At 39.8% G+C, this 25,262-nt stretch carries 23 protein-coding genes; 11 read left to right on the top strand and 12 right to left on the bottom strand.

Features of this window, described 5'->3' with window-relative positions; all coding sequences use genetic code 11:
• Positions 1-12 precede the first annotated feature (12 nt).
• The 5 genes from JWR87_RS02470 to sppA form a co-directional block, all read right to left on the bottom strand.
• Positions 13-1,467, bottom strand: a complete 1,455-nt coding sequence (locus JWR87_RS02470; RefSeq protein ID WP_297815144.1) for a hypothetical protein — start codon at positions 1,465-1,467, stop codon at positions 13-15.
• A complete protein-coding gene (locus JWR87_RS02465) occupies positions 1,454-2,014 on the bottom strand; it encodes an RNA polymerase sigma factor (RefSeq protein ID WP_297815142.1) in 561 nt (186 codons plus the stop codon). The genes JWR87_RS02470 and JWR87_RS02465 overlap by 14 nt, the downstream gene beginning before the upstream one ends.
• A 239-nt stretch (positions 2,015-2,253) precedes the next feature.
• Positions 2,254-2,757 (bottom strand): SRPBCC family protein, encoded by a 504-nt coding sequence (locus tag JWR87_RS02460; protein WP_297815140.1) that lies wholly within the window; start codon positions 2,755-2,757, stop codon positions 2,254-2,256.
• A gap of 1 nt (position 2,758) precedes the next feature.
• Entirely contained in the window at positions 2,759-3,865 is a 1,107-nt protein-coding gene (locus JWR87_RS02455; protein WP_297815137.1) for an ABC transporter permease, read from the bottom strand.
• Between the two features lie 77 nt (positions 3,866-3,942).
• Complete coding sequence (sppA, locus tag JWR87_RS02450; protein ID WP_297815135.1) at positions 3,943-5,697, bottom strand: signal peptide peptidase SppA; 1,755 nt, start codon at positions 5,695-5,697, stop codon at positions 3,943-3,945.
• Positions 5,698-5,759: 62 nt separating this feature from the next.
• Here sppA and folK point away from each other — a divergent pair, with 62 nt between their 5' ends.
• The 4 genes from folK to purE all read left to right on the top strand — a co-directional run bounded on the left by folK (position 5,760) and on the right by purE (position 8,930).
• Positions 5,760-6,239 carry a 2-amino-4-hydroxy-6-hydroxymethyldihydropteridine diphosphokinase gene (gene folK, locus JWR87_RS02445; protein ID WP_297815133.1) on the top strand — a complete coding sequence of 160 codons (480 nt, stop codon included), beginning with the start codon at positions 5,760-5,762 and terminating at the stop codon, positions 6,237-6,239.
• 323 nt (positions 6,240-6,562) lie between these two features.
• Positions 6,563-7,249 (top strand): hypothetical protein, encoded by a 687-nt coding sequence (locus JWR87_RS02440; protein WP_297815130.1) that lies wholly within the window; start codon positions 6,563-6,565, stop codon positions 7,247-7,249.
• Positions 7,230-8,288 carry an ATP-binding protein gene (locus JWR87_RS02435; protein WP_297815128.1) on the top strand — a complete coding sequence of 353 codons (1,059 nt, stop codon included), beginning with the start codon at positions 7,230-7,232 and terminating at the stop codon, positions 8,286-8,288. Before JWR87_RS02440 ends, JWR87_RS02435 begins: the two co-directional genes overlap by 20 nt.
• A gap of 90 nt (positions 8,289-8,378) precedes the next feature.
• Positions 8,379-8,930, top strand: a complete 552-nt coding sequence (gene purE / locus JWR87_RS02430) for a 5-(carboxyamino)imidazole ribonucleotide mutase (RefSeq protein ID WP_297815125.1) — start codon at positions 8,379-8,381, stop codon at positions 8,928-8,930.
• 109 nt (positions 8,931-9,039) lie between these two features.
• On the opposite strand, the gene JWR87_RS02425 is transcribed toward purE, so the two are convergent.
• On the bottom strand, positions 9,040-9,405 hold the full coding sequence (locus tag JWR87_RS02425; RefSeq protein WP_297815123.1) for a hypothetical protein: 366 nt from the start codon (positions 9,403-9,405) through the stop codon (positions 9,040-9,042).
• Between the two features lie 217 nt (positions 9,406-9,622).
• Here JWR87_RS02425 and JWR87_RS02420 point away from each other — a divergent pair, with 217 nt between their 5' ends.
• On the top strand, positions 9,623-10,072 hold the full coding sequence (locus JWR87_RS02420; RefSeq protein ID WP_297815121.1) for a DUF1569 domain-containing protein: 450 nt from the start codon (positions 9,623-9,625) through the stop codon (positions 10,070-10,072).
• Positions 10,073-10,155: 83 nt separating this feature from the next.
• Here the strand turns inward: JWR87_RS02420 and JWR87_RS02415 are convergent, their stop codons facing one another.
• From JWR87_RS02415 to JWR87_RS02400, 4 genes are all read right to left on the bottom strand, one after another.
• Complete coding sequence (locus JWR87_RS02415; protein ID WP_297815118.1) at positions 10,156-10,329, bottom strand: hypothetical protein; 174 nt, start codon at positions 10,327-10,329, stop codon at positions 10,156-10,158.
• A gap of 70 nt (positions 10,330-10,399) precedes the next feature.
• Entirely contained in the window at positions 10,400-10,849 is a 450-nt protein-coding gene (locus JWR87_RS02410; RefSeq protein ID WP_297815116.1) for a response regulator, read from the bottom strand.
• Positions 10,850-10,992: 143 nt separating this feature from the next.
• Positions 10,993-12,144 carry a glycosyltransferase family 4 protein gene (locus JWR87_RS02405; protein WP_297815114.1) on the bottom strand — a complete coding sequence of 384 codons (1,152 nt, stop codon included), beginning with the start codon at positions 12,142-12,144 and terminating at the stop codon, positions 10,993-10,995.
• The gene (locus tag JWR87_RS02400; protein WP_297815112.1) at positions 12,144-13,445 is read right to left on the bottom strand and encodes a polysaccharide biosynthesis C-terminal domain-containing protein; all 1,302 of its coding nucleotides are present in this window, start codon (positions 13,443-13,445) and stop codon (positions 12,144-12,146) included. Before JWR87_RS02400 ends, JWR87_RS02405 begins: the two co-directional genes overlap by 1 nt.
• Before the next feature lie 237 nt (positions 13,446-13,682).
• Between JWR87_RS02400 and JWR87_RS02395 the strand changes: the two genes are divergently transcribed.
• The 3 genes from JWR87_RS02395 (at position 13,683) to JWR87_RS02385 (ending at position 16,887) form a co-directional block, all read left to right on the top strand.
• A complete protein-coding gene (locus JWR87_RS02395; RefSeq protein ID WP_297815109.1) occupies positions 13,683-14,309 on the top strand; it encodes a protein-glutamine glutaminase family protein in 627 nt (208 codons plus the stop codon).
• A 338-nt stretch (positions 14,310-14,647) separates the two neighbouring features.
• Positions 14,648-15,529 carry a cysteine synthase CysM gene (gene cysM, locus JWR87_RS02390; protein ID WP_297815106.1) on the top strand — a complete coding sequence of 294 codons (882 nt, stop codon included), beginning with the start codon at positions 14,648-14,650 and terminating at the stop codon, positions 15,527-15,529.
• Between the two features lie 116 nt (positions 15,530-15,645).
• Complete coding sequence (locus tag JWR87_RS02385; protein WP_297815104.1) at positions 15,646-16,887, top strand: multidrug effflux MFS transporter; 1,242 nt, start codon at positions 15,646-15,648, stop codon at positions 16,885-16,887.
• A 109-nt stretch (positions 16,888-16,996) separates the two neighbouring features.
• On the opposite strand, the gene JWR87_RS02380 is transcribed toward JWR87_RS02385, so the two are convergent.
• Both JWR87_RS02380 and JWR87_RS02375 read right to left on the bottom strand, forming a co-directional pair.
• On the bottom strand, positions 16,997-18,367 hold the full coding sequence (locus JWR87_RS02380; RefSeq protein WP_297815101.1) for a hypothetical protein: 1,371 nt from the start codon (positions 18,365-18,367) through the stop codon (positions 16,997-16,999).
• Positions 18,368-18,462: 95 nt separating this feature from the next.
• The gene (locus JWR87_RS02375; protein WP_297815098.1) at positions 18,463-20,412 is read right to left on the bottom strand and encodes a sialate O-acetylesterase; all 1,950 of its coding nucleotides are present in this window, start codon (positions 20,410-20,412) and stop codon (positions 18,463-18,465) included.
• Positions 20,413-20,635: 223 nt separating this feature from the next.
• Here JWR87_RS02375 and JWR87_RS02370 point away from each other — a divergent pair, with 223 nt between their 5' ends.
• The 3 genes from JWR87_RS02370 to JWR87_RS02360 are packed head-to-tail and all read left to right on the top strand — an operon-like array spanning position 20,636 to position 24,786.
• Complete coding sequence (locus JWR87_RS02370) at positions 20,636-22,789, top strand: alpha-glucuronidase family glycosyl hydrolase (RefSeq protein WP_297815096.1); 2,154 nt, start codon at positions 20,636-20,638, stop codon at positions 22,787-22,789.
• A gap of 55 nt (positions 22,790-22,844) precedes the next feature.
• On the top strand, positions 22,845-23,636 hold the full coding sequence (locus JWR87_RS02365) for a polysaccharide deacetylase family protein (protein WP_297815092.1): 792 nt from the start codon (positions 22,845-22,847) through the stop codon (positions 23,634-23,636).
• Between the two features lie 55 nt (positions 23,637-23,691).
• The gene (locus JWR87_RS02360; protein ID WP_297815089.1) at positions 23,692-24,786 is read left to right on the top strand and encodes an endo-1,4-beta-xylanase; all 1,095 of its coding nucleotides are present in this window, start codon (positions 23,692-23,694) and stop codon (positions 24,784-24,786) included.
• Positions 24,787-25,262 lie beyond the last annotated feature (476 nt).

The following is a 25,262-nucleotide window of genomic DNA, read 5'->3' as shown; positions in this document are numbered from 1 at the left end:
GTTTAAAATTTTTTACTTAAAAACGATGTTGGCTTTTATACCTGTGAATAATAAATGTTGAGAGGTGCTTATAGCAGTTTTACTAAAAGAATTTAAATTATATGTTAATGTCGGCCCTACGCTGAACTGGTAATTTACTTTACTACTTATAGTATACTGCAACTCACTTTGACCGAAGAGCAAGAAATGGCTAAACTGATTTTGTTCACGGTAATACGCGTTGGCGCCCCGGTTTAAATACAACGCTTTTGAGGCAATAAGAAGTGAAGGTGATAACCCTAAGGAAACGTGGAGTGGGTGATCGATACTATTATTTACCTGGAGCTGTAAATTAATCGGAAGTTGAATAATGTGATATTTGTTATTATACGAGGTTGTTTGTCCAGCCAGATAAAAAGGCCTTGCATTGGGTGATATTTGGAGTACACTATCGTAGCTATGTATAGTAGAATCTATTTTATCACCTATGACGGAATTAGTTGACATGAAATGATAAGCAACTCCCGCGGAAACGGCCAACTTTTTTGTGAGCGCTTTTATATGATAAACACCACCGCCAAAAGAAGCCGCGCTTTTATGTTGCAACCCCGAAGCAGCGAGTGTACCGGCCGTTACTGAAGATGGTGTTGTTGATTGGGAACCCGAATTTTGCCGATCAGAGAAGAACAGGCTTTTTTCCGAACCAATTCCAAGTCCACTTATATTGTCTGATAATCCTCCAAACAAAGTAAATCCCCATGCCCGCTTTTTCAGGTCTTTTTGCTTACCTGGTTTTATGTCATCATTCTTTTTTAATACCATTAAGGTGTCGCCTGTCACAGGTTTATTATCTACCGGTGCTGTTACTTTTGCCACCGTATCACCGTTTGATTTTTCGGCAATTTGCGAAAGCAAATATTTATGTGGAGGCAATGCAGTTTTTCCTTCCAACCTCCTTTCTGTTACAGGTAGTTTAACGCTATTGTTACCCCCTTTTTTATCGTTCCAAATTTCGCTTCGGTTACTTATAGGATAGACAGTCTCTTTCTTTACTTTAACTAAAGGTTTCGATAGTTCGGTAGTTGTTAAGGAAGCAGTACGAGATCTGTTGCTTCGAATGTCGTTTCTAATATCTTGAGCAGGAAAGGCTGATCTTTCATTTTTCGATTTTGAAATTTGTATTGATGTGTTTCTTTTCGCAGTACTAACATCTACTTTTTTAGACGGATCTATTATTGATTTTTCTATACCAGAATTTTTACCTGGAGAACGGTATGTTGAGAACGGTTGATTTCTAACGCTAAAAAAGTATATCCCCCCCGTTATTCCTATAATAAGAAGCCCGGCAAACAGCCAAAAGAAAAGGCGGCGTTTGCCTTTTTCTTTTTTAATTCTTGGCTCCACCTGCCGCCAAACTTCTCCATTCGGAACAAGTGTAAATTCCTCCATTTGCAGTCGAACACGCTTCTCAAATTCATTTTCTTGCATACACCTTATTTTTATTTCCGGATGTATTTGTAATCCAGCTAATGAGTAAATGTCTCGCACGCATGTATTGAGAGCGTGAAGTGTTTTCGTTAATGCCAAGCATTTGTCCAATCTCTACATGCGAAAAACCTTCTATAGCATGCAGGTTAAAAATTGCCTGGTAGGGTGTTGGCAATTGCCTGATCAGTTCTGCCAATTCTTTTGCATGTAATAAAACTTCCGGGTCGTTTGATGAAACCGCTGCTAGCTGTGTTTTGTCGAATAACAAATCGTGCTGGTATTTCTGACTTTTCTTTAAATAATTTAAAGCCGTGTTCACCATAATCCTTCTTATCCACGCGCCTAATTCACCTTCTCCGTTATATTGATTAAGAAATGTAAACACCCTTACAAATCCTTCCTGCAGTACATCTTCAGCATCCTGGGTGCTTTTGGTATACCGGTAGCAAACGCCAAGCATAGTTGGGGCAAATTTGTCGTAGAGCTGCTTTTGTGCAGGTGCTTTTCCTTTTAAACAATTTTTTACTAATGCTAAATGATCTGTCATTTCTTCAATTCAGCAGGTTGACATCGTTTTATTTGTCGCCGTTGCACTAGTAAGAAAATAAATAACAAAAAAGGAACTTCAAAGCGAAGGTTTTTAAAGATGCGGTGACATACGAGAATAATGTTCTTGCTGTTGGTGCCAGACCGCCAACTGGTTTAGGGTGCGACAATCTACATGCAACTGAATGGAAGTAGAAAAGAGTGTAAACGTGATTCTTAATTTTCGACTAACCTTTGTTGCTACCTATTTTCAACCAACTGCTTCAGGTTATCTAACGACTTTTCCATGCCCGGGCTCATTATCTTATCTGAAGCTATTGAAGCAAACTTCTCCCACGGGTACCATTCTACATGTTGGGTAAAATGCCATTGCACGGTAATATGGCTGCCGCTATCCTGTTTAAAAATATTAAACTCACCATTTAAGGTTTTGCTACCTGAAATCCAGGCAGTTTTTATTTTGTCAGGCTTGCTGTCTATGATCGTAATCGTCGTGTTATTAATAGTGATAGACGCACCAGGACCAACGAATTTTTCAGAAATAGTGGTCTGAGAAGAATCATAATTAGCAAACCAACTTTTCCATTTTGCCATGTTGTTGATGTTTGCGCGAACAGAATCAACAGGTGCATTGATGTTAATAGCTCTCGAAATATTAATGGTAGATGGCAACAACAAAGAAATGGCTGTTACTACTAAAAAAAGAAAAACAATACTAATTAATCCAAGCTTTATAACTCTCATATTATTCCCACTTAAAAACCTTTATAGCTACGGCATACACAACAACAGCCCAAAGGGCGAGGATGCCAATTTGAGTAAGGCAATCACTTAAATGAGCGCCTTCGAAAGCAATCTTTCGCATAGCGTCATTGAAGTGTGTTAGAGGAAGTATTTTACAAATAGGTTGAAGCCAAGAAGGAAATACATCTATTGAAAAAAAAGTTCCTGCAAGCAAAAACTGCGGTAGGGTAACAATGTTTGCCAAGGGTGGAATAGTACTTTCTGTTTTAGCAATTCCGCTAACAATAAATCCAAAACCCATAAACAGAATTAAGGATATAAAGCTTAAAACCATTATCTCTAAAAATGTTTCTATCCCATGCACAAGAGTGTAATGAAAAGCGAAACGTCCAATTAGAATGATGATGACAGCAGTAGACAACTGGAAAATGACACGGCTTAAACCTTCCCCCAGAATGATGTAAGAACGTTGTATTGGAGTGGCGTAAAATCTTTTTAATACCAATTGCTGCCGGAGGTTAAAGAAAAGAAAAGCTACGCCAAACACACCAGCACTCAGCAACGAAAAACCAAGTTGTCCGGGTAAAATAAAGTCAATGGTGCGGTAAGTTCTGCCGGGAATTTTTTGAATATTTTCATTAATGGCAGCAAAGGTTGGCGTGTTAGGATAAATTTTTTGGTCAACGTTACTTATTATAGAACTGATTATAGATTTTAATACTTGCAAGTTTTGAGGATTAACTGACTCTGAACTTTTAAGGTGAATGATATATGGAGGATTTTGGGCCTTGTTTTTTTCGATATTAACGATAGCTGTCAGTCTGCCTTTCTCCAGATCTTCCTTTAATTCTACGTCCGGCTTGTTTACAATCTTTATCCCTGAAATATTTTTTAAAGCCGAAAAAACAAGATTGGCGGTGTCAGCATTTTTATCGATAGCAATGCTGAAGGAAACTTTACCTCCGCCACCAATAAAACCAAAAACCAGTATAAAGATTAAAGGAAAAGCAAGACTGAAAATAACCGTTGAAGGACTTCGTAAGATGGCTTTTAAACTTGCCTTGGTAATTGCCAGCATTGCCGTAAGCTGGTTGTATTCTACTTTCATAAGTCTTTTGAGAGCGCAAATCTATCTTAATATCTTCAACTGATCGTTGAACATTTGAGGAGGTGAAACTCTAGTTATTACCTGATTGTTAGTTCGAAAGGCAGCCTGGTTTGGGGAACAGAAACCATATTCCGAATATTTTTGAGCTGTTTAAGAATGATATACTGCTCCTCGCCTATCTCTTCTTTAATGGCTTTCACCTTAACATCCTCTGTTGTTTTATTTAGAAATTTTTCGAGCATGGTTTTGCTTTCAGGATATTCTTTCAACTGGTAAGAAGTTAATTTTGCCATTCGTGCTGCACACTTCACCGCATCGTTAATATTCCCAAGGCGGTCAACAAGCCCAATTGTCAATGCTCTTTGTCCCGTCCAAACCCGGCCTTGTGCTATACTATCTACCATCTCAACAGATAATTTTCGGCCCTCTGCTACCCTGCCCTTAAATGTGGAATAAATAGTGTCTACTGCACTTTGGATGAATTGTTTTTCTGCCGCATTGAGTGGCCTTACTGCAGAAGGCATGTCGGCAAAAGGGCCAGTCTTTACTCCATCGAAAGTAACCCCAAGCTTATTATTCATAAACTTTTTCATGTTGGGAACAATGCCAAAAACACCTATTGAACCGGTTATCGTATTGGGCTCTGCAAAAATGCTGTCCGCACTACAAGAAATATAATACCCCCCAGATGCAGCAACGTCACCCAAACTAACAACGACTGGTTTAGCTTTTTTTGCAAGTGTAATCTCTCTCCAAATTTCTTCGCTCGCCAATGCGCTGCCGCCAGGAGAATTGACCCGGAAAACAATAGCCTTGATATTTTTGTCCAGTCTTGCTTTTCTTATCAGGTTACGATATGCGTCTGAACCTATTTGACCGTCGGTTCCTTTTCCATCATTTATTTCACCTTCAGCATAAATAATTGCAACCCGGCTTCCTTCGTTTGGTGAAAAATCAACTGCTTTTGCATATTTGCCTAAACTGATAAAATTAATTTTACGCGTAGGGTCAATTTGAATGTGTTGTATGATTTCGGCTTTTACTTCGTCATCATATTTTACTCCGTCAATCAATTTATATCTGACTGCTTCAGATGCCGTTTGTATGGCGCCCGTATTTGCTAACTGATGTAACTGTGCTGTATCCAGGTTGCTTTTATCCCGGGCTGATAATAAGATATGGCTGTACAAATCATTCAGGTAAACAGAAGTCTGTAATTTATTAGGCTCGGTCATTTGATACGCTCGTAAAGGTTCGGTAGCGCTTTTGAACTTTCCCGCGTAAAAAATCTGTGGTTCAATTTCCAGCTTATCAAGCGCTCCCTTCAGAAAAAATAAAGTTGTTTCCAGCCCTCGCCAGTCAACTGTTCCTTTTGGGTTACAATACAATTTATGAGCAACGCTTGCTACGTAATATGCTTTTTGGCTGATTACATCACCAAAGGCGATTACAAACTTTCCGCTTTTTTTAAAATCAATCAGTGCATTTCTCAACTCTTCACTTGCAGCAAAACCGTTTGCATTTTCTTCGGCCTTTATGTAAATACCTTTTATCGCGCTATCGCTTTTAGCGTACTCAATCATGCGAACCACATCGTGTAAACCTGGAACGTTTTCATCTGCATTTCCGCTTACAAAGTTCAGCGCATCCTCTTCTTTTTGCTCCTTGTACTGTTTAGTTAAGTCAACAACCAACACTGCTTTACTTCCTACTTCCGGTTTGTCGCCCGATGTTGCACTTGCAACGATCCCTATTACGATCAACGCTCCAATAAACATAAAGACGATCAGCGCAAGTAATGAAGCAAAAAATATCTTGAAAAAACTTCTCATTATTAAATCGTGATTAAGGACACAATTTAAAGATATTTGAACAGCTCAATCAATGAGATTTTATGAATGACAATTATTTGTTGACAGGCGGAAATGTCGGAAATCGCTTGCACTACCTGCAAAAAGCTTACGAATTGATCGAAAGCAAGGTTGACGCTATTGTAAAAAAATCTTCCATATATCAAACAGCCCCCTGGGGTTTCACCCAGCAACAGCCGTTTTTAAACCAGGTTCTTTGTATTACCACTACGCTTGAACCGGCAGCACTGCTAAATCAACTGTTAAGTATCGAACTGCAACTAGGCAGGCAACGCATGGAAAAAATGGGGCCAAGAGTAATAGATATTGACATTCTGTTTTATGGCAATAAAGTCGTTTCAACCCCTGATTTAGTTATACCTCATCCGCGAATTACAGAACGTCGTTTTGTGCTGACGCCACTTAATGAAATTGCGCCCGATTTTATTCATCCAGTTTTCAATAAAACCATAAGGGAGTTGTTGCTGGATTGTTCGGATGAACTGGAGGTGAAGATTTATTAGCTCGACTTATAAGAATTATTTTAATTGCCAGCATCGCAGGGAGAGATGTAGACCAGGCCGCAGGCTAGCGGTTGGTGTAAAGTAAGGGTGAAAATTCATTCGTCACCTTGGCAGGCATTCCAAAACCTTTGTCCTTGACGGTTGTCAGAACACTATTTTCGTTCTTGGTGCTGGTTATAGAGGCAGCAGGTTGACGGTTCCATTTAATTGTGCTTTTTTTTTTATTTGCGTTGATATTGATACAACAAATAGGCATAAAATTCTTGAGATACTTGCAGATGTAATTTCACAACTATAATTTGAGAAAACTTTACTACTGACTTATGAAGCATTTGAACCTCGCGGGGCTTTTTAAATTATTATTAAGCTGGTCCGAGGTTTGGGCGTTATTAATACCATTATCTATATTATATATATATAGAAAAAAGCAACCCATCTATCTAAAGCCTGTCATTGCATATTTATGGCTAGCTCTTGTAATGAATGTGTTGGCTGATATTATAGGTGATTTTAAGATGTACCTGCCAGCGTGGGCCCAAAGTAATAATCCGTTATATAATATTCATTCGGTTGTAAGATTTGGCTGCTTTAGTTACTTTTTTATAACTCTCCGTAAACCGACGGCAACTGGATTTAGAAAAGTGGTTCTTTTGATTTTTGCTGTTTTCATAATCGCGAACTTTTTTATTTATGAAGACTTTTTTAATCCTCACCATTTAAGTGGAAGCTTATTAGCTGTAGAGGCCTATCTTTTACTTATTTGCTGTATGCAGTATTATCTATGGCAATTAAATCAGAAAGAGGGACGCATCTCGGATGAAGCGGACTTTTGGGTAGTGACAGCACTGGGTATTTTTGTGGTAATTAATTTTTTCCTCTTTCTGTTTTACGTGCCGATGATTACTGAAAATCCTGCTCTGTCAGTTAAAATGTGGAATATTCATAATGTTGCTTATATCATTTTTTGTATTTTAATAGCTAAAGCTTTTTATGTACCTGATAGCAATTGATCTTGAGTACAGGGTTATAATCGGCATCTCCGGTATGGTGATATTGTTCGCAAGTTTCATTATATCTTTTGTAATAAGCCAGCGTAAGAAACTTCAATACCACAAAGATTTGCATGTGCTGCACGACGAACAGCAGCGGATGTTAACGGAGCAGAATGAATTATTAGAGAAAGGTGTGCAACAAAGAACAGCCGAATTATCTAAACAAAAAGAGGAACTGGAAAAGACTATTTCTCATCTTAAATTAACGCAAGCACAATTAGTACAAGCAGAAAAAATGGCATCACTGGGCCAACTAACCGCAGGCATTGCACATGAAATACAGAACCCGCTGAACTTTGTAAATAATTTTTCTGAAGTAAGCACAGAATTGCTTGATGAAATGGAAGAAGCATTAAAAAAGGATCATAAGGAAGAAGCCATAACAATTGCCACAGACCTTAAAGATAATCTCAGAAAAATAACGCATCATGGCAAACGTGCTGAAGGTATCGTAAAGGGAATGCTTCGGCATACACAGACAAGTGCAGGCAAAAAAGAGCTGATAAGAATTAATGCGTTAGCAAGTGAATATTTGAAAATAACACATTATGGTGTTTCATTAAAGGATAAAACATTTACTGCAGTTATAGAAACCGACTTTGATGAAAGCATAGGAAAAATTGAAGTTGTGCCACAAGATATTGGCAGCGTTTTGCTAAACTTATTTAATAATGCCTTTTATGCTGTGAACGAAAAAAAGAGACAGCTGAATGGAAGCTTTCAGCCCACAGTCACACTAACTACCAGGTTGAATAAGTCGCCGGCAACAGGCGAGGGCGAAACAGTTGCAATTATTGTTAGAGACAACGGTTTTGGCATTTCTTCTAAAGTTGTTAACAAAATATTTCAACCATTTTTTACAACGAAGCCAGCAGGCCAAGGAACAGGATTGGGACTGTCGTTGAGTTACGACATAATAAAAGCTCATGGAGGAGAATTGAATGTTGAAACAAAGGAAGGCGAATATTCCTCGTTTGAAATCATATTGCCAATTTAAGCTCCTCATCTGCTCCGTCTTATCTTAATTCTTTTACTATAATTATATTTACGCACTTTATGAATTCTATAAATATTTAAATTAGTTATAATGGCAGGTCAGAAGGATCAAAATGCATTTTCTACAACACCGTTGGTCGGAATAATCATGGGTAGCGACAGTGATCTTTCAGTAATGAAAGCTGCTGCGGATGTTTTAAAAGATTTCGAAATCGCTTTTGAGCTAACCGTAGTATCTGCACATAGAACGCCATTGCGGATGGTTGAGTACGCAAGGACAGCAAAAGAACGAGGATTGAAAGTGATCATTGCAGGAGCGGGAGGCGCTGCTCATTTGCCGGGAATGGTAGCGGCCATCACCCCCCTTCCAGTTATCGGGGTTCCTGTAAAATCTTCAAATAGTATTGACGGTTGGGATTCAATTTTATCAATCTTGCAAATGCCAAACGGGGTGCCAGTGGCAACTGTTGCATTAAACGCATCAAAGAATGCAGGAATTTTAGCTGCGAAAATGATCGCTATGAGCGATGAAGCTGTATCAGAAAAACTAGTTGGTTTCATGCAAGCACAGGAGAAGGCAGTTGAGGAAAAAATAAAAGGTCTTTTAGATGAAGGTTGGCCGAATGAATTTGATAGATACTGATTGCAGCCGTAGTACAATTAATACGCATTGCAGCTTTAAAATTTCGACACAAAAATATTCTTCCATTAAAAAGCCGCTTCAGTCGAAGCGGCCTTTTAAAAAGTGTTTGTTATTCTTGAGGTTGTTTGTCTCGTAGCTTGCTCTCTTCTACATAATGCCGGTGGCCCTTTTTATCTACCCAGTAATACTTCGACTCATTGGTTATATAAACGGTTTCACCACCAGGCCCTGCTTTTCCTTCGTAGGTTTTATCAACAATTTCTGACTGGCCTTTAGACGCAACTTCAGCAGCTTTTCCCCCAGCTGCGTTAGCCCCTTTTGAAACTGCCCGTCCTGTCGCTTTAGCACTTTTCTTTATAAAACGACCTGTCGCTTTAGCATCTTTTGCTATTTCTTTTCGTACGCTTTTGTCTTCTTCCTGCGCATTTGCCAAAGAAAAAGAAAGTACGAATAATGCAACAAATATTTTTTTCATGATTACAAGATTTAATGATTGTACGAGTTGTTATTGGCCAAAATTATACCAGCTCTCACGCTCGTGATAAATTGAGTTTGTTAGCTCGGAAGTTAAAAAGCTTGAAATGCCAGTTTGGGGGTGTCATTTTTGTAACAGGGTCGAAAGTTATTCTCATCTTCTTCATTTAATATTTATCTTAGTATCAACTTATTGTGATTAATACTAACCTACTTATATGAAAAATTTATTTCAACCTGAAGCACTTGAAGAGATAAAACAACGCATGCAAAAACTACAACCTAACTCAGCGAGATTATGGGGTAAAATGGAAGTGGCCCAGATGCTTGCGCATTGCAGTGCAGCGATGGAAGTTGCCGTAGGTGAAAAGCATCCACCAAGAATGTTTATTGGTCGAATAATTGGGCCCTTCTTGAGGTCGCGTTTTACTAATGAAAAACCTTTCGGAAAAAATACACCAACCGATAAAAGTTTTCTTGTTATTGATCAGCGAAATTTCGAAAAAGAAAAAGCAAAACTGCTGGAATTAATAGATAAGTTTTCTAAAGGAGGTCCTGAAAAAGTAACATTGTACCCCCACTCATTTTTTGGAAAGCTTAGCCCTGTGGAATGGAGCGCCGGAATGTACAAACATCTCGATCACCATTTTAGGCAGTTTGGGGTCTAAGTTCTTCTCTTTAGTTATAAATTTCTTCATAAAAATGCATAAAAAACGCAGGCTGTACGGCCTGCGTTTTTTATGCATTTTTATTACTTCTCCTGTTCACTAGGTTCCTCCTCTTCACTTCCGGGGTCGCGGTCTACTTTTTTTCCCTTCAAATCATCAGTCGTCAATTTATCTTCATCAGCTTTCCGAAGCGTATTATTCTGTTTGTTTTTTTCATCGCTTTGTCCATAATCCTGGTTGTCGTTGGAGAGTGGCATAATAGTAATTTTAATTGTTATATTAGAAATACAAAAACAATTATGCCAAACAAATAGCGGTTGGTGTTTGCTAATCTTCTGTCACCACAAAGTTTTCAATTGAAGGCTTTCCATTGTTTTTCCAATTAATTGCACCGATTTTCTTTACCACCTGCACCATTCCATCAAAATTATTAGGTTTAACTACAAACAAATTAGCGCCTTTCTGAAAGCTGGCTTCAATAATTTTTGAATTTGTAGTGGTCGAATAAATAACAAGCGGGAGTGATAAGAATTCGGGATAACTTCTTATTTCAGCCAGCGCCTCAAGCCCATCTTTATGGGGCATATTAATATCAATAATTACAAGGTCTGGTAAGGGGTTCGTTTTAAGAAACGACAAAAGACTATTGCCGTTGTTGGCCTGTGATAATACAACGTTTAAATGCGAATGTTCGAGGGCCTCATTAAACAAATATGATTCGTCGGAATCATCATCCGCAAATAAAATATGTAGGGGGGAAATATCTTTAGTATTCACTTGTATTGGGGTGGATTGAAGTTTTAACAAGGATATTGGAGAGCAAATTAAATTCATTTTTGCGTAAGCAGGGTAAAAAAGTTTAATAGTGATAAGGAAGGCTATTAAAAACAAAAAAATCAACCTATTTAAAGTACGCAGTATTATAAAGATTTTTCTTTGACGAGGTTAAACCAGTTGAGAAATTCGCGACCGATTCGCTGATAATTAAATTTGTTACGCGTTTGTATCGAAACTGCTATAGGATCAAATGTTTGATGATTACCAATCATTAATAAAATCTTATCTGAAAGGTCTTTTACATTTTCACTTTCTACAAATACACCATTAAAATTGTCTTCAATTAATTCCCTCGTTACTTCCAGATCAGTTACAATTACTGGTAATCCGCAAGCGTTGGCTTCTATTATTACACAACCAAAAGTCTCATGACGGGTAAAAAACACAAACACATCGCTTTGTTGCATTATTGCTGCAACCTCCTTATAATTCCGTTCATTCCAGATAACCGTATTCCGCGATAAGTCTAGCTGATTTACCAAAGAACCGATAGAAGACGGCAAAGGCCCAACAAGATTTAGAATAAAATTTGTTGTTACCTTCTTCACATCTGCAAATGCCTGTAACATCCCTTCCACATTTTTTTGATGCGTCATATTCGATACATGTACAAAAGTTACCGTTTCGTTAGTTAACTCATGATTGTAGTAAAAAAGATCAGAATCAACAATGTTGGGTATCACAACACCTTCTTTATCTATAGCAAGTTTACTTTTTAGTGAATTAGACAGGTAATTTGAAACCGCGTGAAAAGAATCACTTTTTCTAAATACCCACTTAAAAATCTTCTTTTTAACTGCACTCATTTTTTCAAACCTGCCATCCACGTACAATGTAGACTGCTCAGAAACTACATAAGGAACTTTATAAAGCATCTTCAGCAGGAAGCCAATCAAATGATTCTTTTGCAAAACATACAATTGGGCAATACTTATTTTTTCATCGCGGTGTAACGACCGTGCAGTTTGTAAACAGTAATAGTTGTAACACAGAAAAGACAGCAGATTATCAAGCCATTTTATAGAACTTAATGACGGATAATAATAATATAGTTCCGTGAGATTCCCATTTTTAATGGTCACAACATCCCTCTTAATTATTGAGTGATCTTTTACCGGAAACACCACAGATACTCTACAATTCTGAGCAATGGCATGCATGTGTCTTTGAATAAAATCGCCACTCAATTTATCTATTTTGCTCGGATACCATCCCGGAAAAACCACAATATGCATTACTTTGAATTTAAAGAACGATTAGCGATAAGGGAAGTATAGGTTTTTAATTTAAAAACTTCGGTGGTAAAAATATCCCGCCATCCAATTGCTGTTTTTTGCATAAACAGTATCATTGAAACTATAAAAGCGGTTGTATAACCAAGCGAACTTACCAGGGCTGCACCGGTAATGCCCATTTTTTTTATTAGAAATAAATCTCCAATCAACACAACCACCAGGCCAGCCCCGGTACTTATTACATTATAAGAAGGTTTGTTTTTCGCCCCAAAAAAAGCAGCTATAACGGTGTGCATCGACAAGAAAAGAATACCCGGCAGCAGCACAAGAAACGGAACGTACATTTCATCGAATGTTTTACCAAACAACCATATAAAAACCGGGCTACTAAAGAAATACGAAACAATAATGATTAATAGATATAATGGCACAAAGAGCGTAATAATTCGCAAAATGTATTTTCCCATATTTGCGTTTTCCCCTTTTGCTGCCTGTGGATAAACGGCGCTTGCAATAATAGACGGAATAATTAAAAACAACTGCCCCATCTTAGACACTTGCACGTAGTTACCTAACGACTTTGATGAACACCAGGCTTCAACAAAAAGATAATCCACACGGTTGATGAGGTAATAAGCAATATTGGCAAACAAGGCTACTATTGCAAATCTAAAAAGCGTTTTATACTCGGGCAGAGAGGGAAATTGTAATTGCCTTACAGGAGAATAAAGAACGAGATATAAAATAGCCAGTCCTATACCCTGTAGTATGAATTGCAGAAAATAAATATATAGAAACTGCCCCCTGTCTAAACCCATATAACCTTTGGTAAAAAAAGGTATCAAAATAATAACCATTGCATTTATAATACTCATCAGGATATTAGGTACGGCATAGTTCTGCCTGGCATAGAACAGCGATGTAAAAAAATTATTAAGCGATATCCCGAATGTATAAGCAGCGCCTGCAACGAATAAAAACAAATAGTCCGAAGTGATAAAATTACCCCTGATTAAAAAGATAGTACAGGCTATACTTAAAAGCGCTACGATAAAAGGCCAGATGACAGAAATTAAAGCAAGTTTATTGGCGGCAATTCTGTTACTGGCACTAAAATAACTCATGCTCGAATCAAGGCTCAGCCCTCCTATCAATACAACCAGGTAAAAATTATTTGAGATAAAATAAATCCAGCCGCTTTTTGGAGCTTCATAAATCCTGGCGATGGCGACATTTAGGAAAAGTGTTGTGATAAAATAAATTCCGCGCCAAAGAAAGCTATCAAGCAAAGCCTTTTTCATAGCCAAATGTATGGAAAACAGATTTGGGCGCCGGCCATGTTGCACCAATTGTCATCAAACTTCGCAAGATTGTATTTTTCTTTTTGTTGCCACCATCGGTACATTGTGCTTCTTCGTTGTGTCACACTCCTCAGCCGCAAATTTTACAGGAGCAAGAACGCGCATTTGCCCTGCTAATTTATCTTGGTAAACAAAATGCAATGTGCTTAAGTATCTTAGCCAACAAACGCTAAACGCTTGATAATAAAAACCATCTTCGCCGGGTCCTTATCAGATGAAATAGAAAAAGGTTCAGGCATTTCAAAAGAACAGGCAGCGCTTCTTTTCGCATTTTTTAAAAATTGCTCCCTTTTCAGATGGAGCGATGCAAATAATGATTGCGAAGACAGGGCAAATGCAATTTGCATCCTGCTGGATGAATGGAATATTCCTAATTACAAGGGCTGGGTTTTTAGCGGTTACGTTTTTAAAAAGATCGGCTATCTCAAAAACATGTGGAAATATCATGTAGCAGCAGCCATCCCGGTAACGGAAGAAGGTAAATTAATCTGTTATATAATAGATCCGGCTACCTCCGATTCGTTAATAAAAGTAGAAGATTGGGCAAGCAACGTAACAGACAACCCCCATAGCTACCATTTATTAAAAAGTGGTAGGGTTTATATTTTTCCGGCAAAAATCGGGAAAGACAAATGGTACAAGAGAAACATGCGTAATTATAAATGGACGATGCAAGGAGTGTCAGGCATAAACGGTGTGTCAACAAAAGGCAAGGCTCAGCTGCGTTTTAATAAAAGAAAAGTTTTAAGGACAATAACTCTATTCAATGATTTGAGAAAATCAAAGCCATCTTTCTTAAGCTAAAATGAAATTTTTAATAAATTTTAATTAATAGCTGTACGCGGAGAATGTTTTAAGGCTGATTTTACGCAATACTGTAAAAGGGTGCGACGCAACAATTGCTTCATTGAAATACTATTGCTGATACCAAAACGCTTACACTCCTTCTCAAAATTAACAACAGCAAGAACTTAATGGAAATAGCAAATTCGAGTAATAAGCCGTCGCTTAACTTATTTACTTAATAACCCGGTGACTTACCTCCGGTTTCCTTCGTCACGAAAATCACATAATCCTTTAAAATTTTCTTTATCTGGTATTCATACTAGACCTTTGCAGCCGCATCAATAAATTTTATTAAAATGGCTGGAATACTTGATCTCGTTGGTAATACACCGATGGTTGAATTACAAAAAGTTGTTACAAATAAGGCGGTAACCGTTTATGCGAAACTCGAAGGAAACAATCCTGGAGGCAGCGTAAAAGACAGGGCGGCTTATGGAATGATCAAAGGAGCTATTGACCGCGGAGAGATTAAGCCAGGCATTAAACTAATAGAAGCAACAAGTGGCAACACAGGTATAGCGCTTGCAATGATTGCAAGCCTTTTTGAAGTAGAGATCGAAATCGTTATGCCTGAAGATGCAACACGCGAGCGGGTACTGACCATGCAGGCTTTTGGAGCGAAAGTTATCTTAACGCCAAAAGCACAATCAATGGAAGGGGCTATAGATTATGCAACAGCACAGGTTGAAAAAGGTGGGTATGTAATGCTGAACCAGTTTGGAAACCCTGACAATCATGCGATGCATTATAGAACCACAGGACCGGAAATATTTCGCGACACCGATGGTAAAGTAACTCATTTTGTTTCTGCAATGGGCACTACGGGAACCATTATGGGTGTATCAGCATATTTAAAAGAACAGAATAACAATATTCAAATTGTGGGATGTCAACCAAGTGAAGGCTCTCATATTCCAGGCATCCGCAAATGGCAGGAGGCTTACCTGCCGAAGATTTTTAAAAAAGAGAGAATAGACCGGATTATTGAAGTTGATGAAAAAGATGCCCGCATTATGACGAAACGACTTGCCCGCGAAGAAGGTATTTTTGCCGGAATGAGCAGTGGCGGGGCAGTACATGCAGCCATAGAACTTTCTAAAGAACTTACTTCAGGCGTCATAGTTTGCATCATTTGCGACCGTGGCGACCGGTATTTGTCTTCCGACTTGTTTGATTAGAAAGTGTAGAGTTTCGCGTTCTGGGATTAAAATTTTGAGTTTAGGCTTTCAAGAAACTCAAAAGTCAAAACTCAAAAGTCGCCCCTTTTGGCACAATTTTAAAACCTTTCTTTTGCATGAAGGGAACTCAAAAGTTTAAGCTCATTATAATACTAGGCCTTTTATCGGCGATCGGCCCTTTTTCAATTGATATGTATTTGCCTGCGTTTCCTTCTATTGCAGCAGATCTGCATACTACTGTTGCTAAAATCTCGCTCTCACTTTCGAGTTTTTTTATAGGGATTTCGTTTGGCCAAATGTTGTACGGTCCCCTGTTAGATAGATATGGTCGTAAAAAACCTTTATACATTGGGCTGTCAGTGTACCTGGTAGCATCTATAGGTTGTGCTTTAGCAACTTCAGCCGATCAATTAATATGGTTACGATTAATACAGGCGCTTGGAAGCTGTTCGGGAATGGTTGCATCAAGAGCGATGGTGAGAGACCTTTTTCCGGTGAGTGAAAATGCCAAAGTTTTCTCCCTGTTAATGCTTGTTATTGGTGTTTCGCCAATCATCGCTCCTACCCTCGGCGGTTACCTAACCTCGTCATTTGGCTGGCACTATTTATTTGCTGTGCTAGCGATGATGGCAGGTCTGGTACTTTTAGCAGTTCATTTATATTTACCCGAAAGCAGGAAGCCCGATCCAAACTTTTCGCTAAAGCCAAAACCAATTATCAAAGGTTTTTTAAGTGTTGCAAAAGAGCCACAATTTTATACTTATGCTCTTGCCGGGTCAATTGCGTCAGCAGGCTTATATGCTTATATAGCTGGCTCCCCTTCCGTTTTTATGGAAATTTATAAAGTGTCGGAAAAACAATATGGGTGGATCTTTGCGCTCGTTGCAATTGGACTCATTACTTCGAGCCAGCTGAATACACTCATGCTGAGAAAATACAAAAGTGAGCAAATTGTGGTTGTCGCGTTGCTCTGCCAGTCAATTATTGGAATGCTGCTATTAACGGGTACGATCTCTGGATTTTTGGGTTTGTATAGCACAATTATTTTATGTTTTCTTTTTCTAAGCTGCCAGGGTTTTACATTTCCGAACACCTCTGCCCTATCACTTGCGCCCTTTAGTAAAAATGCCGGTAGTGCCTCAGCCCTACTTGGAAGTGTGCAAATGGGAATAGGTGCCGGCACCTCAGCTCTTGTTAGCTATTTAAACAATGGTACTGCAATGCCTATGGCTGGTGTTATGTCTGGCTGCGCTCTAAGCGCTTTTGTATTACTGGTAGTTGGAGGTAAAATTATACGCAGCAAAGCCACTTCGGAAAAAGTACAGGAAGGGTCGGCGGAAATGCTTGTTACCTCTTAAGTACACTTTAGACACCTTTTAGGGTCTTGGTCCTTCCGCCTTTAGCAACCGGAAGCGGGGGTAATAATGAGAATGCGTTGTGATGTAAGTCCGGTTTCCTGTCAAAAGCTTATTTCAAATATTTGCCCGCGTATTTGATAAAAGTCTCCCAGTTTGGCCCGGTTGTATGACCGCCGCTATGTTGGCGAAATGCTACTTCGCCATCGACCAAAGCAGTTTCGATCGGTGGAAATTCTGTTGTGCCGAGATCCTTTTTACCTAAAAGCTTATACACGGGGCCAGCATGAACGCCCGCCAGAAACATTCCTTTAGCATCTACCCACTGACCCTCTACTGTAGGAGAACCAACACTTATAAACACTGGCCGGGGAGCACACATTGCCACCAGTTCGTGTGCATCAACGGGTAAATCGATTGGAGTTAACGGGCCTGTATATTTTATAAAGTTTCCGGCAAACCAATGATATTCTCCTGATGAGGCAAGATTCTCCACTTGCTCGCCAAAAACCCTTCTCAGAATTTTTATACCCCCTGCCCCCGACGATCCTACAAATGCAATGGCAAAACGAGGTTCGTAAGCCATGGCAACAATGGCAGCCTTTCCATATCTTGAAAGCCCCTCAATGCCTAACTTTTTTGTATCAACCGCTTTATCCGTCTCGTAATAATCAATAGCGCGGCTTGCGCCCCATGCCCATGCTTTTAAAGTTCCCCAGTCGTCGGGTTTACGTGGTTGACCTTTATTAACCAATCCAATAATACCCTGGGTTAGTCCTGCACCATTATCTGCCTGGAAACTGGTTGGAACAATTACGGCACAGCCCCAGCCTTTTTCAAGAAGTTGTTCCTGCCAATTTTTAACCACCGCAGTTCCTGCTGGCGGGGGAGGCATTCTAAAGCCGGGAGGAAATACAAAACCAAATTCGGTAATTACCGGAACAGGACCTTTGGCATTTGCGGGTGTAGTTAAGGTGAGCTGTATGTCTACCTTAATTTTTGGATAAGCTGAATTATCTACATGACCTACTAAGTATTTGGTGATCGCTTTTATACTTCCAATAGTTGTATCGGCTGTTCTCGTTACTTCCCAATTTACTTTAGGCGTATTTGCCGGTATGCGGCCATATACTTCGCGGTCAAAATCCTCTGCTATTTCCGGTCTGCGTTGTGACCACCACATTTTTGCTGACGTCACCTTTTTGCCGTTTTTTAATACCAGGGGTTCAGGAAGCGTGGTATAAGGAGTTGCTTTTGATTCATCACTATTAGCAGCATTAGGTGCCTGGGGATTACCTGAAGGACCAGGTCGTGTAGAGGTTATACGCAACTGGTCAAGCATATTTTGATAATCCTGCCCGGTGCTCTTTTGCGTAGCACGCATCATACTATCTCTTCTGATACTGTCGGCGGGCGTACGTTGGGTTTGGGCAGAAGCCAAAGCAACTATAAAAAATGCAATGAGGCAAGTAAGAATTTTCATTTGTTTATTTTCAATATGTAAAAGAATGTTGAAGGGTGCGACGCAAGCAAAGCTTAATAGCAGTACTTCTGCCGGCTACCCCAAAAAAAAAGTTGCTAATTGTCGGTTCTAAAAGGTGATGCAGGTAATCCATCCTTATTGTACAAATTTGCACCGTCAGGATTGTCGGCCCACCCATAACGAACATACACAGGGTTTGAGATACTATCGCACCGGACGACTACTTTATCGCCTTCAATCTTTCCTGTGGCCCAAACAAATTTTTTGTCGGCACCTGCCATTTCAAACCTGTTCAGTTCCTCGCCATCATTTGTCATCAACCCACTTCCAATATTATTGAATGTAAGTATTATTTTATCGCCTTCTATTTCAGACGATCGGTAAATGGGGCCGGAGTATACAACGTCTTTTTCTTTGTAAGCAACTTTTAGTGCCGCCAGTGCTAAACGCTCGCCTACTTCTTTTTTCCTGTCGGGATGAATGTCGTTCCATTCACCCAGATCTATTGCTACCGCCATTCCGGTATTTGGAATAGATAATGCCTGGAGTTGAGCTTCTCTCAAGACAGCCCATTCGCTTTCTGCGGGTTGATACTGCACGTCTTGAAAATTTGGTAGCTGCACATATAAGAAGGGAAGATCTGGCTGTTTCCATTTGTTTCGCCAGTCGGTAATGAGTGCGGGAAGCAGCTTTTTATATTGAGAAGCATTATTTACGTTGGTTTCTCCCTGGTACCAAAGAATACCTTTGATCGTGTAGTTGGTTACCGGCGCCGCCATTGCATTGTATAAAGCGGCAGGTTGGTTTTGTGCAGAAATTCCACTGCTTCCCGCTAATGCGGCTTGGCGGCTATAGACCTCCCCCACTTTATATTGCCAGGTTCCTTTCAAATCGAGTGTATCGTTACCCGCAGCGAGATAATAAGGTTTATCAGGTACAAAACCGCCTTTACCTGTATTGTTAAGGACTCGAATGACGAAGACATTTTTTCCTGCTTTAAGCATGCCGGCAGCTAACATATACCTTCTTTGAGGATACATGTAAGTGGTGTTACCGGCAAGCTTACCATTTACATACAAAAAGTCAGCATCAACAATTCTACCGAGGGCAACTTTTGCCGGTTTACCTGTCATGGATACAGGTACATCAATTTCGCGTCTATACCAAACCGCTCCATCCAGGTCTTTTATACCCTGGTCTTCCCAATAACCAGGGATATTGATGTTATGCCAGCCTATTGAAATATAGTTTGGGTCGTACCATTGCTTGCCTGCTAACAATCCTTTATCCTGCCGGGGCTGCGGCCGCTTTGCATTTGCTGCAAAAGCAATCCTATTCACGCCATTGACATAAGCTGTATCCTTATTTTTTGCTATTGTTGAAATAATTGAGGGAAAGTCTTTAAAGCCCTCTTCACTCGTCCATGCCTCTATAGGAGTACCCCCAACACTTGCATTAATCAGCCCAATCGGTACATGATATTTTTCGTAAACAGCTTTTGCAAAGAAGTAAGCAACAGCAGAAAATTGGAGTACATCGTTTGGATTAGCCGATTTCCAGAAACCTGTTGGTAAATTATCACGAGGACCCTGTAGATCAGTTAAGGTAGGGATCCAAAAATGCCTGATTGCTGAATAATTCGCTTTTGTAATTTCATCGGCGTAACGTTCCCGATGCAGTATCATCTGGTGCACCATGTTCGACTGGCCCGAACAAAACCAAACATCTCCTATCAAAATGTTGCTTAAGATTATATGATTTGTACCGTCGATCTTCATGGTGTACGGACCGCCTGCTTTCACAGGTGCTAGCACGATCTTCCACTTACCATCTTCCCCTGTTTTTGTTTTATATTTTTTACCGGCGAAGCTTACTGTTACCGTTTCGTTTTTGTCTGCCCAGCCCCATATGTTCACTTTGCTATCTCTTTGTAATATCATGCTATCCCCAACCAAGGCCGGAAGTTTGACGGTACAAAAAGCGGAATTATTGACTATTGAAAAAAAGGCTGGCAATACTATACATAACCAAATTGTATTTCTCATATCCATACTTAACACTAATAAGATTGTAAAGTAGGAAGAATTTGATCGCTAATGCAACCGATTGCAGTAATCAAAATAAAAGGCAATACTTTAGCGGCACAATCTGAAGAAGCAAAGCGCATACAGGCATGTTAATCAGTTAATGCCCTCGTGAGGAACTCTTTTTGAAGCAAGTTTATAGTTAAAAATTTATTTAAATAAGTGCTACAAGCGCAATGTATTTATGAAAAAAATTTTGTGTCTGTGTCTATTTTTCTTTTCGGTTTTAGCGGTTAGTGCCGATGACGGTTACCGCCTTTGGCTGCGCTATGAGTTGGTTAGCAGCGCCAAATTACTTGCTAACTATCGTAGCGCTATCACGTCCATCCATTTTCCTGGAACTTCACCTTCTCTAAATGCAGCAAAGGATGAATTGCAGATGGGGTTAGAAGGATTGCTAGGAAAAAAGGTCTCACTTCAAAACAACACAGCGTTCAATCAACTGGTTATCGGTACCGCCAAAAGTAACGCTGTCATTGCTGCTCTTTCGCTAAGTCAGCAACTTACAAAAGCAGGCGATGAAGGGTTCGTTATAGTAACTTCAAAACAAGATCAAAAAAATATCATTGCAATTGCAGCAAATACCGATGTGGGCGTACTGCATGGCGTGTTTCACTTTTTGCGCCTCTTGCAAACGCAACAAAACATTCAAAACCTTTCCATTACATCGGCCCCCAAAATTAAATACCGGTTATTAAATCATTGGGACAATCTCAATCGCTTTGTTGAAAGAGGCTATGCCGGCTTTTCTATCTGGAACTGGCACACTTTGCCCGGTTATATTGACCAGAGATACATTGATTATGCACGGGCAAATGCTTCGATAGGAATAAACGGCGCAGTCATAACAAACGTAAACGCCAATGCACTAATCCTAACGAAAGAATACCTTGAAAAGGTAGCAGCTTTGGCGGATGTTTTTCGCCCGTACGGAATAAAGATATACCTGACGGGACGATTTAGTGCTCCGATAGAAATTGGAAAACTCAAGACTGCAGACCCGCTGAACGCCGACGTAAAGCAATGGTGGAAAAATAAGATAGATGAGATATATACTTACATTCCAGACTTTGGAGGGTTTCTTATCAAAGCAAATTCGGAAGGACAACCCGGTCCGCAAGATTATAAAAGAAGTCATGCAGACGGGGCAAATATGTTTGCTGAAGCACTTGCACCTCACGGTGGAATAGTGATGTGGCGCTCCTTTGTATATAATAATGAAAGCCCTGAAGACCGCCTAAAACAAGCTTATACTGAGTTTAAACCATTGGATGGAAAATTTAATAAAAACGTAGCCATCCAGGTAAAAAATGGTCCGCTTGATTTTCAGCCTAGAGAGCCTTTTTCGCCCCTATTTGGCGCAATGCCTAAAACTCCCCTTTTCATGGAGTACCAACTTACGCAGGAGTATCTTGGTTTTTCTACCCACCTCGTTTATATGGCTCCTTTGTTTAAAGAAGTTTTAAATGCAGATACATATGAAAAAGGAAAGGGGTCAACAGTTGCGAAAGTATTGGATGGATCACTTGGCGGGCACGCTTTATCAGGAATGGCCGGAGTATCTAATATTGGAAACGACATTAATTGGACCGGCCATCCTTTCGGCCAGTCGAACTGGTATACATTAGGCCGCCTTGCCTGGGACCACGAAATATCTTCTGCTCAAATTGCAAACGAATGGATCAGGCAAACATTTGGAAACAGCAGGCAACTGGTGGATACAGTTGAAAAAATAATGTTGAGTTCACGTGAAGCAATGGTAAATTATATGACGCCGCTAGGCCTTCATCACATTATGGGTTATGGGCACCATTACGGTCCGGCGCCTTGGTTCGACAAAGCCTCCCGGGCTGATTGGAACCCTGTTTATTTTCATAAAGCGGATTCTATTGGTATTGGCTTTGACCGCACAGAAAAAGGCACCAATTATTTGTCTCAATATGCGCCGGAACTAAAGAAATTGTACGAAAACATAAACACATGTCCCGAAGAATACCTTCTATGGTTTCATCACGTTGCGTGGGATCACAGAATGAAATCGGGAAGAACCCTATGGAACGAAATATGCTACAGATATAATGTGGGAGTTGTTTCAGTTCGATTAATGCAGAAACAATGGAATAGCATAGAAAAACAAGTGGACAAACAACGATTTAACCAGGTTAAGATGTTGTTGGCGGTGCAGGAAAAAGAAGCTGTATGGTGGAGAAATTCGTGCCTGCTATACTTTCAAACCTTCTCAAAAATGCCGATCCCTTCTTCATATGAAAAACCGGATCATACATTAGAATATTACAAGGACCTGAGTTTTCCATTAGCGCCGGGCAATGGCCGGTAGTTTCATTCATCCGGTATAATTGCCGATTGATGTAAGTATAAGAAAGAACAGAACAATGCAAAAAAGCTTTCTAATTATGCTCCTTTCATTAACTGTCTCTATCACTTTTGGCCAACAAAGGTTATGGAACAACAAGAAATGCGCAGTTTCCTTAACCTACGACGACGCCATAGATGTTGATCTGGATAATGCTATTCCTGCTTTAGATTCATTCGGCCTTAAAGGTTCTTTTTATATATCCGGCTATTCGGCGGCCTTGACAAAAAGGATGGATGAATGGAGGGCGATCGCAAAAAACGGGCACGAACTCGGCAACCACACGCTTTATCACCCGTGCGCCAGCGGGCCCGGAAGAGGGTTTGTGACGGCAGATTATGATCTGAAAACTTATACTTTCAGAAGAATTATCGACGAAATACGAATGACCAATACCTTGCTAAAAGCAATTGATGGTAAAACGAAAAGAACTTTTGCCTATCCATGCGGAGATACTAAAGTGCGCGATTCCTCTTATGTTGATCTTTTAAAAAATGATTTTGTCGCAGCAAGAGGAACAGTTTCAAAAATGCCGGCCATTAACCAAATCGATGTATATAATATAGCATGTTATGTCATAAACGGGGAAACGGGTGATCAATTAATTGCATTGGTTAAAAAGGCCATGGAAACCAATACGCTCCTTGTTTTCCTTTTTCACGGCGTTGGTGGAGGTCATAGTTTAAATGTTTCGTTGCAGGCGCATCGGCAGCTTTTGCAATTTTTAAAACAAAACCAAAAGGATATCTGGAATGCACCAATGATTGACGTGGCGGAGTACGTAAAAACAAACAATAAAAAAGGAAAGTAATTTAAGCTGCGGGAGAGCCCAGTAACAATAAAACAGTAACAATAAATAATTCATTTTGAAAAACAGAATTTTAAGTGCAGCAGTCATTGTTAGCGTCCTTGCTGCCTCGTGCAGCTCCCAAAGGGCTATAACAACAGCAGGCGGAAGTAAAGGATTAAAAGACTACTATAACAATTTTTTTCCGATAGGTGTGGCAGTCGGTCCGCGAAACCTTGCGGGAGATGAAGCCCAGTTAATATTGCGCGAGTTCAATAGCCTTACGGCCGAGAATGCAATGAAGATGGGGCCAATACATCCGCAGGAGGACAATTATTATTGGCGTGATGCAGACTCAATAGTAAGCTTTGCTCAAAATCACGGATTGAAAGTTAGAGGTCATAATCTGTGTTGGCACAGCCAGGCGCCAAGCTGGATGTTTACCGACAAGGAAGGCAAAACAGTGTCGAAAGAAGTTTTGTTACAACGGTTGAAAGATCATATTACCACCGTTGTTAATCGCTACAAAGGAAAGCTGTATGCATGGGATGTGGTAAACGAAGCAATATCCGACAAGCCGGATGAATACTTGCGCAATTCTGATTGGCTGAAGATCATTGGCGAGGAGTACATTGCAAAATCGTTTCAATTTGCTCATGAAGCTGACCCAAATGCAATGCTGTTCTACAACGATTACAATGAAATAAGCCCTGTAAAAAGAGAGAAAATTTACCGATTGGTGAAAGGTTTAAAAGATGCCGGGGTACCTGTTCATGGTATCGGCCTTCAAGGCCATTGGGCAGTTAACGAGCCGTCACGAGGGCAATTAGATAGCACCATTAAAAGATTTGCAGATTTGGGATTGAAAGTGCAGATCACCGAACTTGATATCTCTGTTTATCCCAAAGAACATGATGCACGCCAAAGAAAAAGCGCCGATGCAGACACCACTTTTTCCCCGCAAAAAGAGCAGCAACAACTCGAAGTGTATAAAATGAGTTTTGACGTATTTAGGAAATATAGGAATGTGATCAATGGTGTTACCTTTTGGAACATTTCTGACCGCAACAGTTGGCTCGACAACTTCCCCGTGCGAAACCGAAAGGATTACCCGCTGTTATTCGACCGTCATCTGAAACCTAAAAAGGTATACCAGGAAGTGGTGAAGTTCTAGCTTTTTGGTACGAGCGTTTGTATTTCAAGGCATCATCGTTGCGTCGCATTTCGTTCGTCGGTAAAACATTGTGGAGCTTTTGGCGAAAGAGTAACCAGGCTTTTTTTAAACTGGTATAACTAAAATTATAGCTATGTAGAAAACAGCAGCCAATCATTGTAAAGGGTAGCGAAATAACAGTTATACAAGTTCATCATGCTAATTACATTTCCCTAACCGGTATAGCAAGAGCCTTTGGGGGAGTACAATGATTTACAGTTGGATGCGAAAGCTAATACGGTAGAATTCACTGGCATTTGGAAGAAATAAATGATGCCGGTTTGAACAACTTCAATCCCACTCCACGTAATGAATTGACGCTACAAATGCTATTGGTATCATTTATAAAGCCGGTGAAAAAACAGATAGATTTGTATTTTCACCCGCTTTTATTCGGTTACATTTACAGGCAGACGTAGAAGTTGTGATTGTTGCGG

The organism is Segetibacter sp. (genome assembly GCF_025963695.1).
Classification (GTDB): domain Bacteria; phylum Bacteroidota; class Bacteroidia; order Chitinophagales; family Chitinophagaceae; genus Segetibacter.
The sequence above is the reverse complement of the archived record's forward strand: the minus strand, read 5'-3'. Positions and strand labels throughout refer to the sequence as shown.

Bases quoted from the DNA above. Each gene is read 5' to 3' on its own strand.
- JWR87_RS02470 (WP_297815144.1), bottom strand. From the start codon at position 1,467: ATGCAAGAAAATGAATTTGAGAAGCGTGTTCGACTGCAAATGGAGGAA.
- JWR87_RS02465 (WP_297815142.1), bottom strand. From the start codon at position 2,014: ATGACAGATCATTTAGCATTAGTAAAAAATTGTTTAAAAGGAAAAGCA.
- JWR87_RS02460 (WP_297815140.1), bottom strand. From the start codon at position 2,757: ATGAGAGTTATAAAGCTTGGATTAATTAGTATTGTTTTTCTTTTTTTA.
- JWR87_RS02455 (WP_297815137.1), bottom strand. From the start codon at position 3,865: ATGAAAGTAGAATACAACCAGCTTACGGCAATGCTGGCAATTACCAAG.
- sppA (WP_297815135.1), bottom strand. From the start codon at position 5,697: ATGAGAAGTTTTTTCAAGATATTTTTTGCTTCATTACTTGCGCTGATC.
- folK (WP_297815133.1), top strand. From the start codon at position 5,760: ATGAATGACAATTATTTGTTGACAGGCGGAAATGTCGGAAATCGCTTG.
- JWR87_RS02440 (WP_297815130.1), top strand. From the start codon at position 6,563: ATGAAGCATTTGAACCTCGCGGGGCTTTTTAAATTATTATTAAGCTGG.
- JWR87_RS02435 (WP_297815128.1), top strand. From the start codon at position 7,230: ATGTACCTGATAGCAATTGATCTTGAGTACAGGGTTATAATCGGCATC.
- purE (WP_297815125.1), top strand. From the start codon at position 8,379: ATGGCAGGTCAGAAGGATCAAAATGCATTTTCTACAACACCGTTGGTC.
- JWR87_RS02425 (WP_297815123.1), bottom strand. From the start codon at position 9,405: ATGAAAAAAATATTTGTTGCATTATTCGTACTTTCTTTTTCTTTGGCA.
- JWR87_RS02420 (WP_297815121.1), top strand. From the start codon at position 9,623: ATGAAAAATTTATTTCAACCTGAAGCACTTGAAGAGATAAAACAACGC.
- JWR87_RS02415 (WP_297815118.1), bottom strand. From the start codon at position 10,329: ATGCCACTCTCCAACGACAACCAGGATTATGGACAAAGCGATGAAAAA.
- JWR87_RS02405 (WP_297815114.1), bottom strand. From the start codon at position 12,144: ATGCATATTGTGGTTTTTCCGGGATGGTATCCGAGCAAAATAGATAAA.
- JWR87_RS02400 (WP_297815112.1), bottom strand. From the start codon at position 13,445: ATGAAAAAGGCTTTGCTTGATAGCTTTCTTTGGCGCGGAATTTATTTT.
- cysM (WP_297815106.1), top strand. From the start codon at position 14,648: ATGGCTGGAATACTTGATCTCGTTGGTAATACACCGATGGTTGAATTA.
- JWR87_RS02385 (WP_297815104.1), top strand. From the start codon at position 15,646: ATGAAGGGAACTCAAAAGTTTAAGCTCATTATAATACTAGGCCTTTTA.
- JWR87_RS02380 (WP_297815101.1), bottom strand. From the start codon at position 18,367: ATGAAAATTCTTACTTGCCTCATTGCATTTTTTATAGTTGCTTTGGCT.
- JWR87_RS02375 (WP_297815098.1), bottom strand. From the start codon at position 20,412: ATGAGAAATACAATTTGGTTATGTATAGTATTGCCAGCCTTTTTTTCA.
- JWR87_RS02370 (WP_297815096.1), top strand. From the start codon at position 20,636: ATGAAAAAAATTTTGTGTCTGTGTCTATTTTTCTTTTCGGTTTTAGCG.
- JWR87_RS02365 (WP_297815092.1), top strand. From the start codon at position 22,845: ATGCAAAAAAGCTTTCTAATTATGCTCCTTTCATTAACTGTCTCTATC.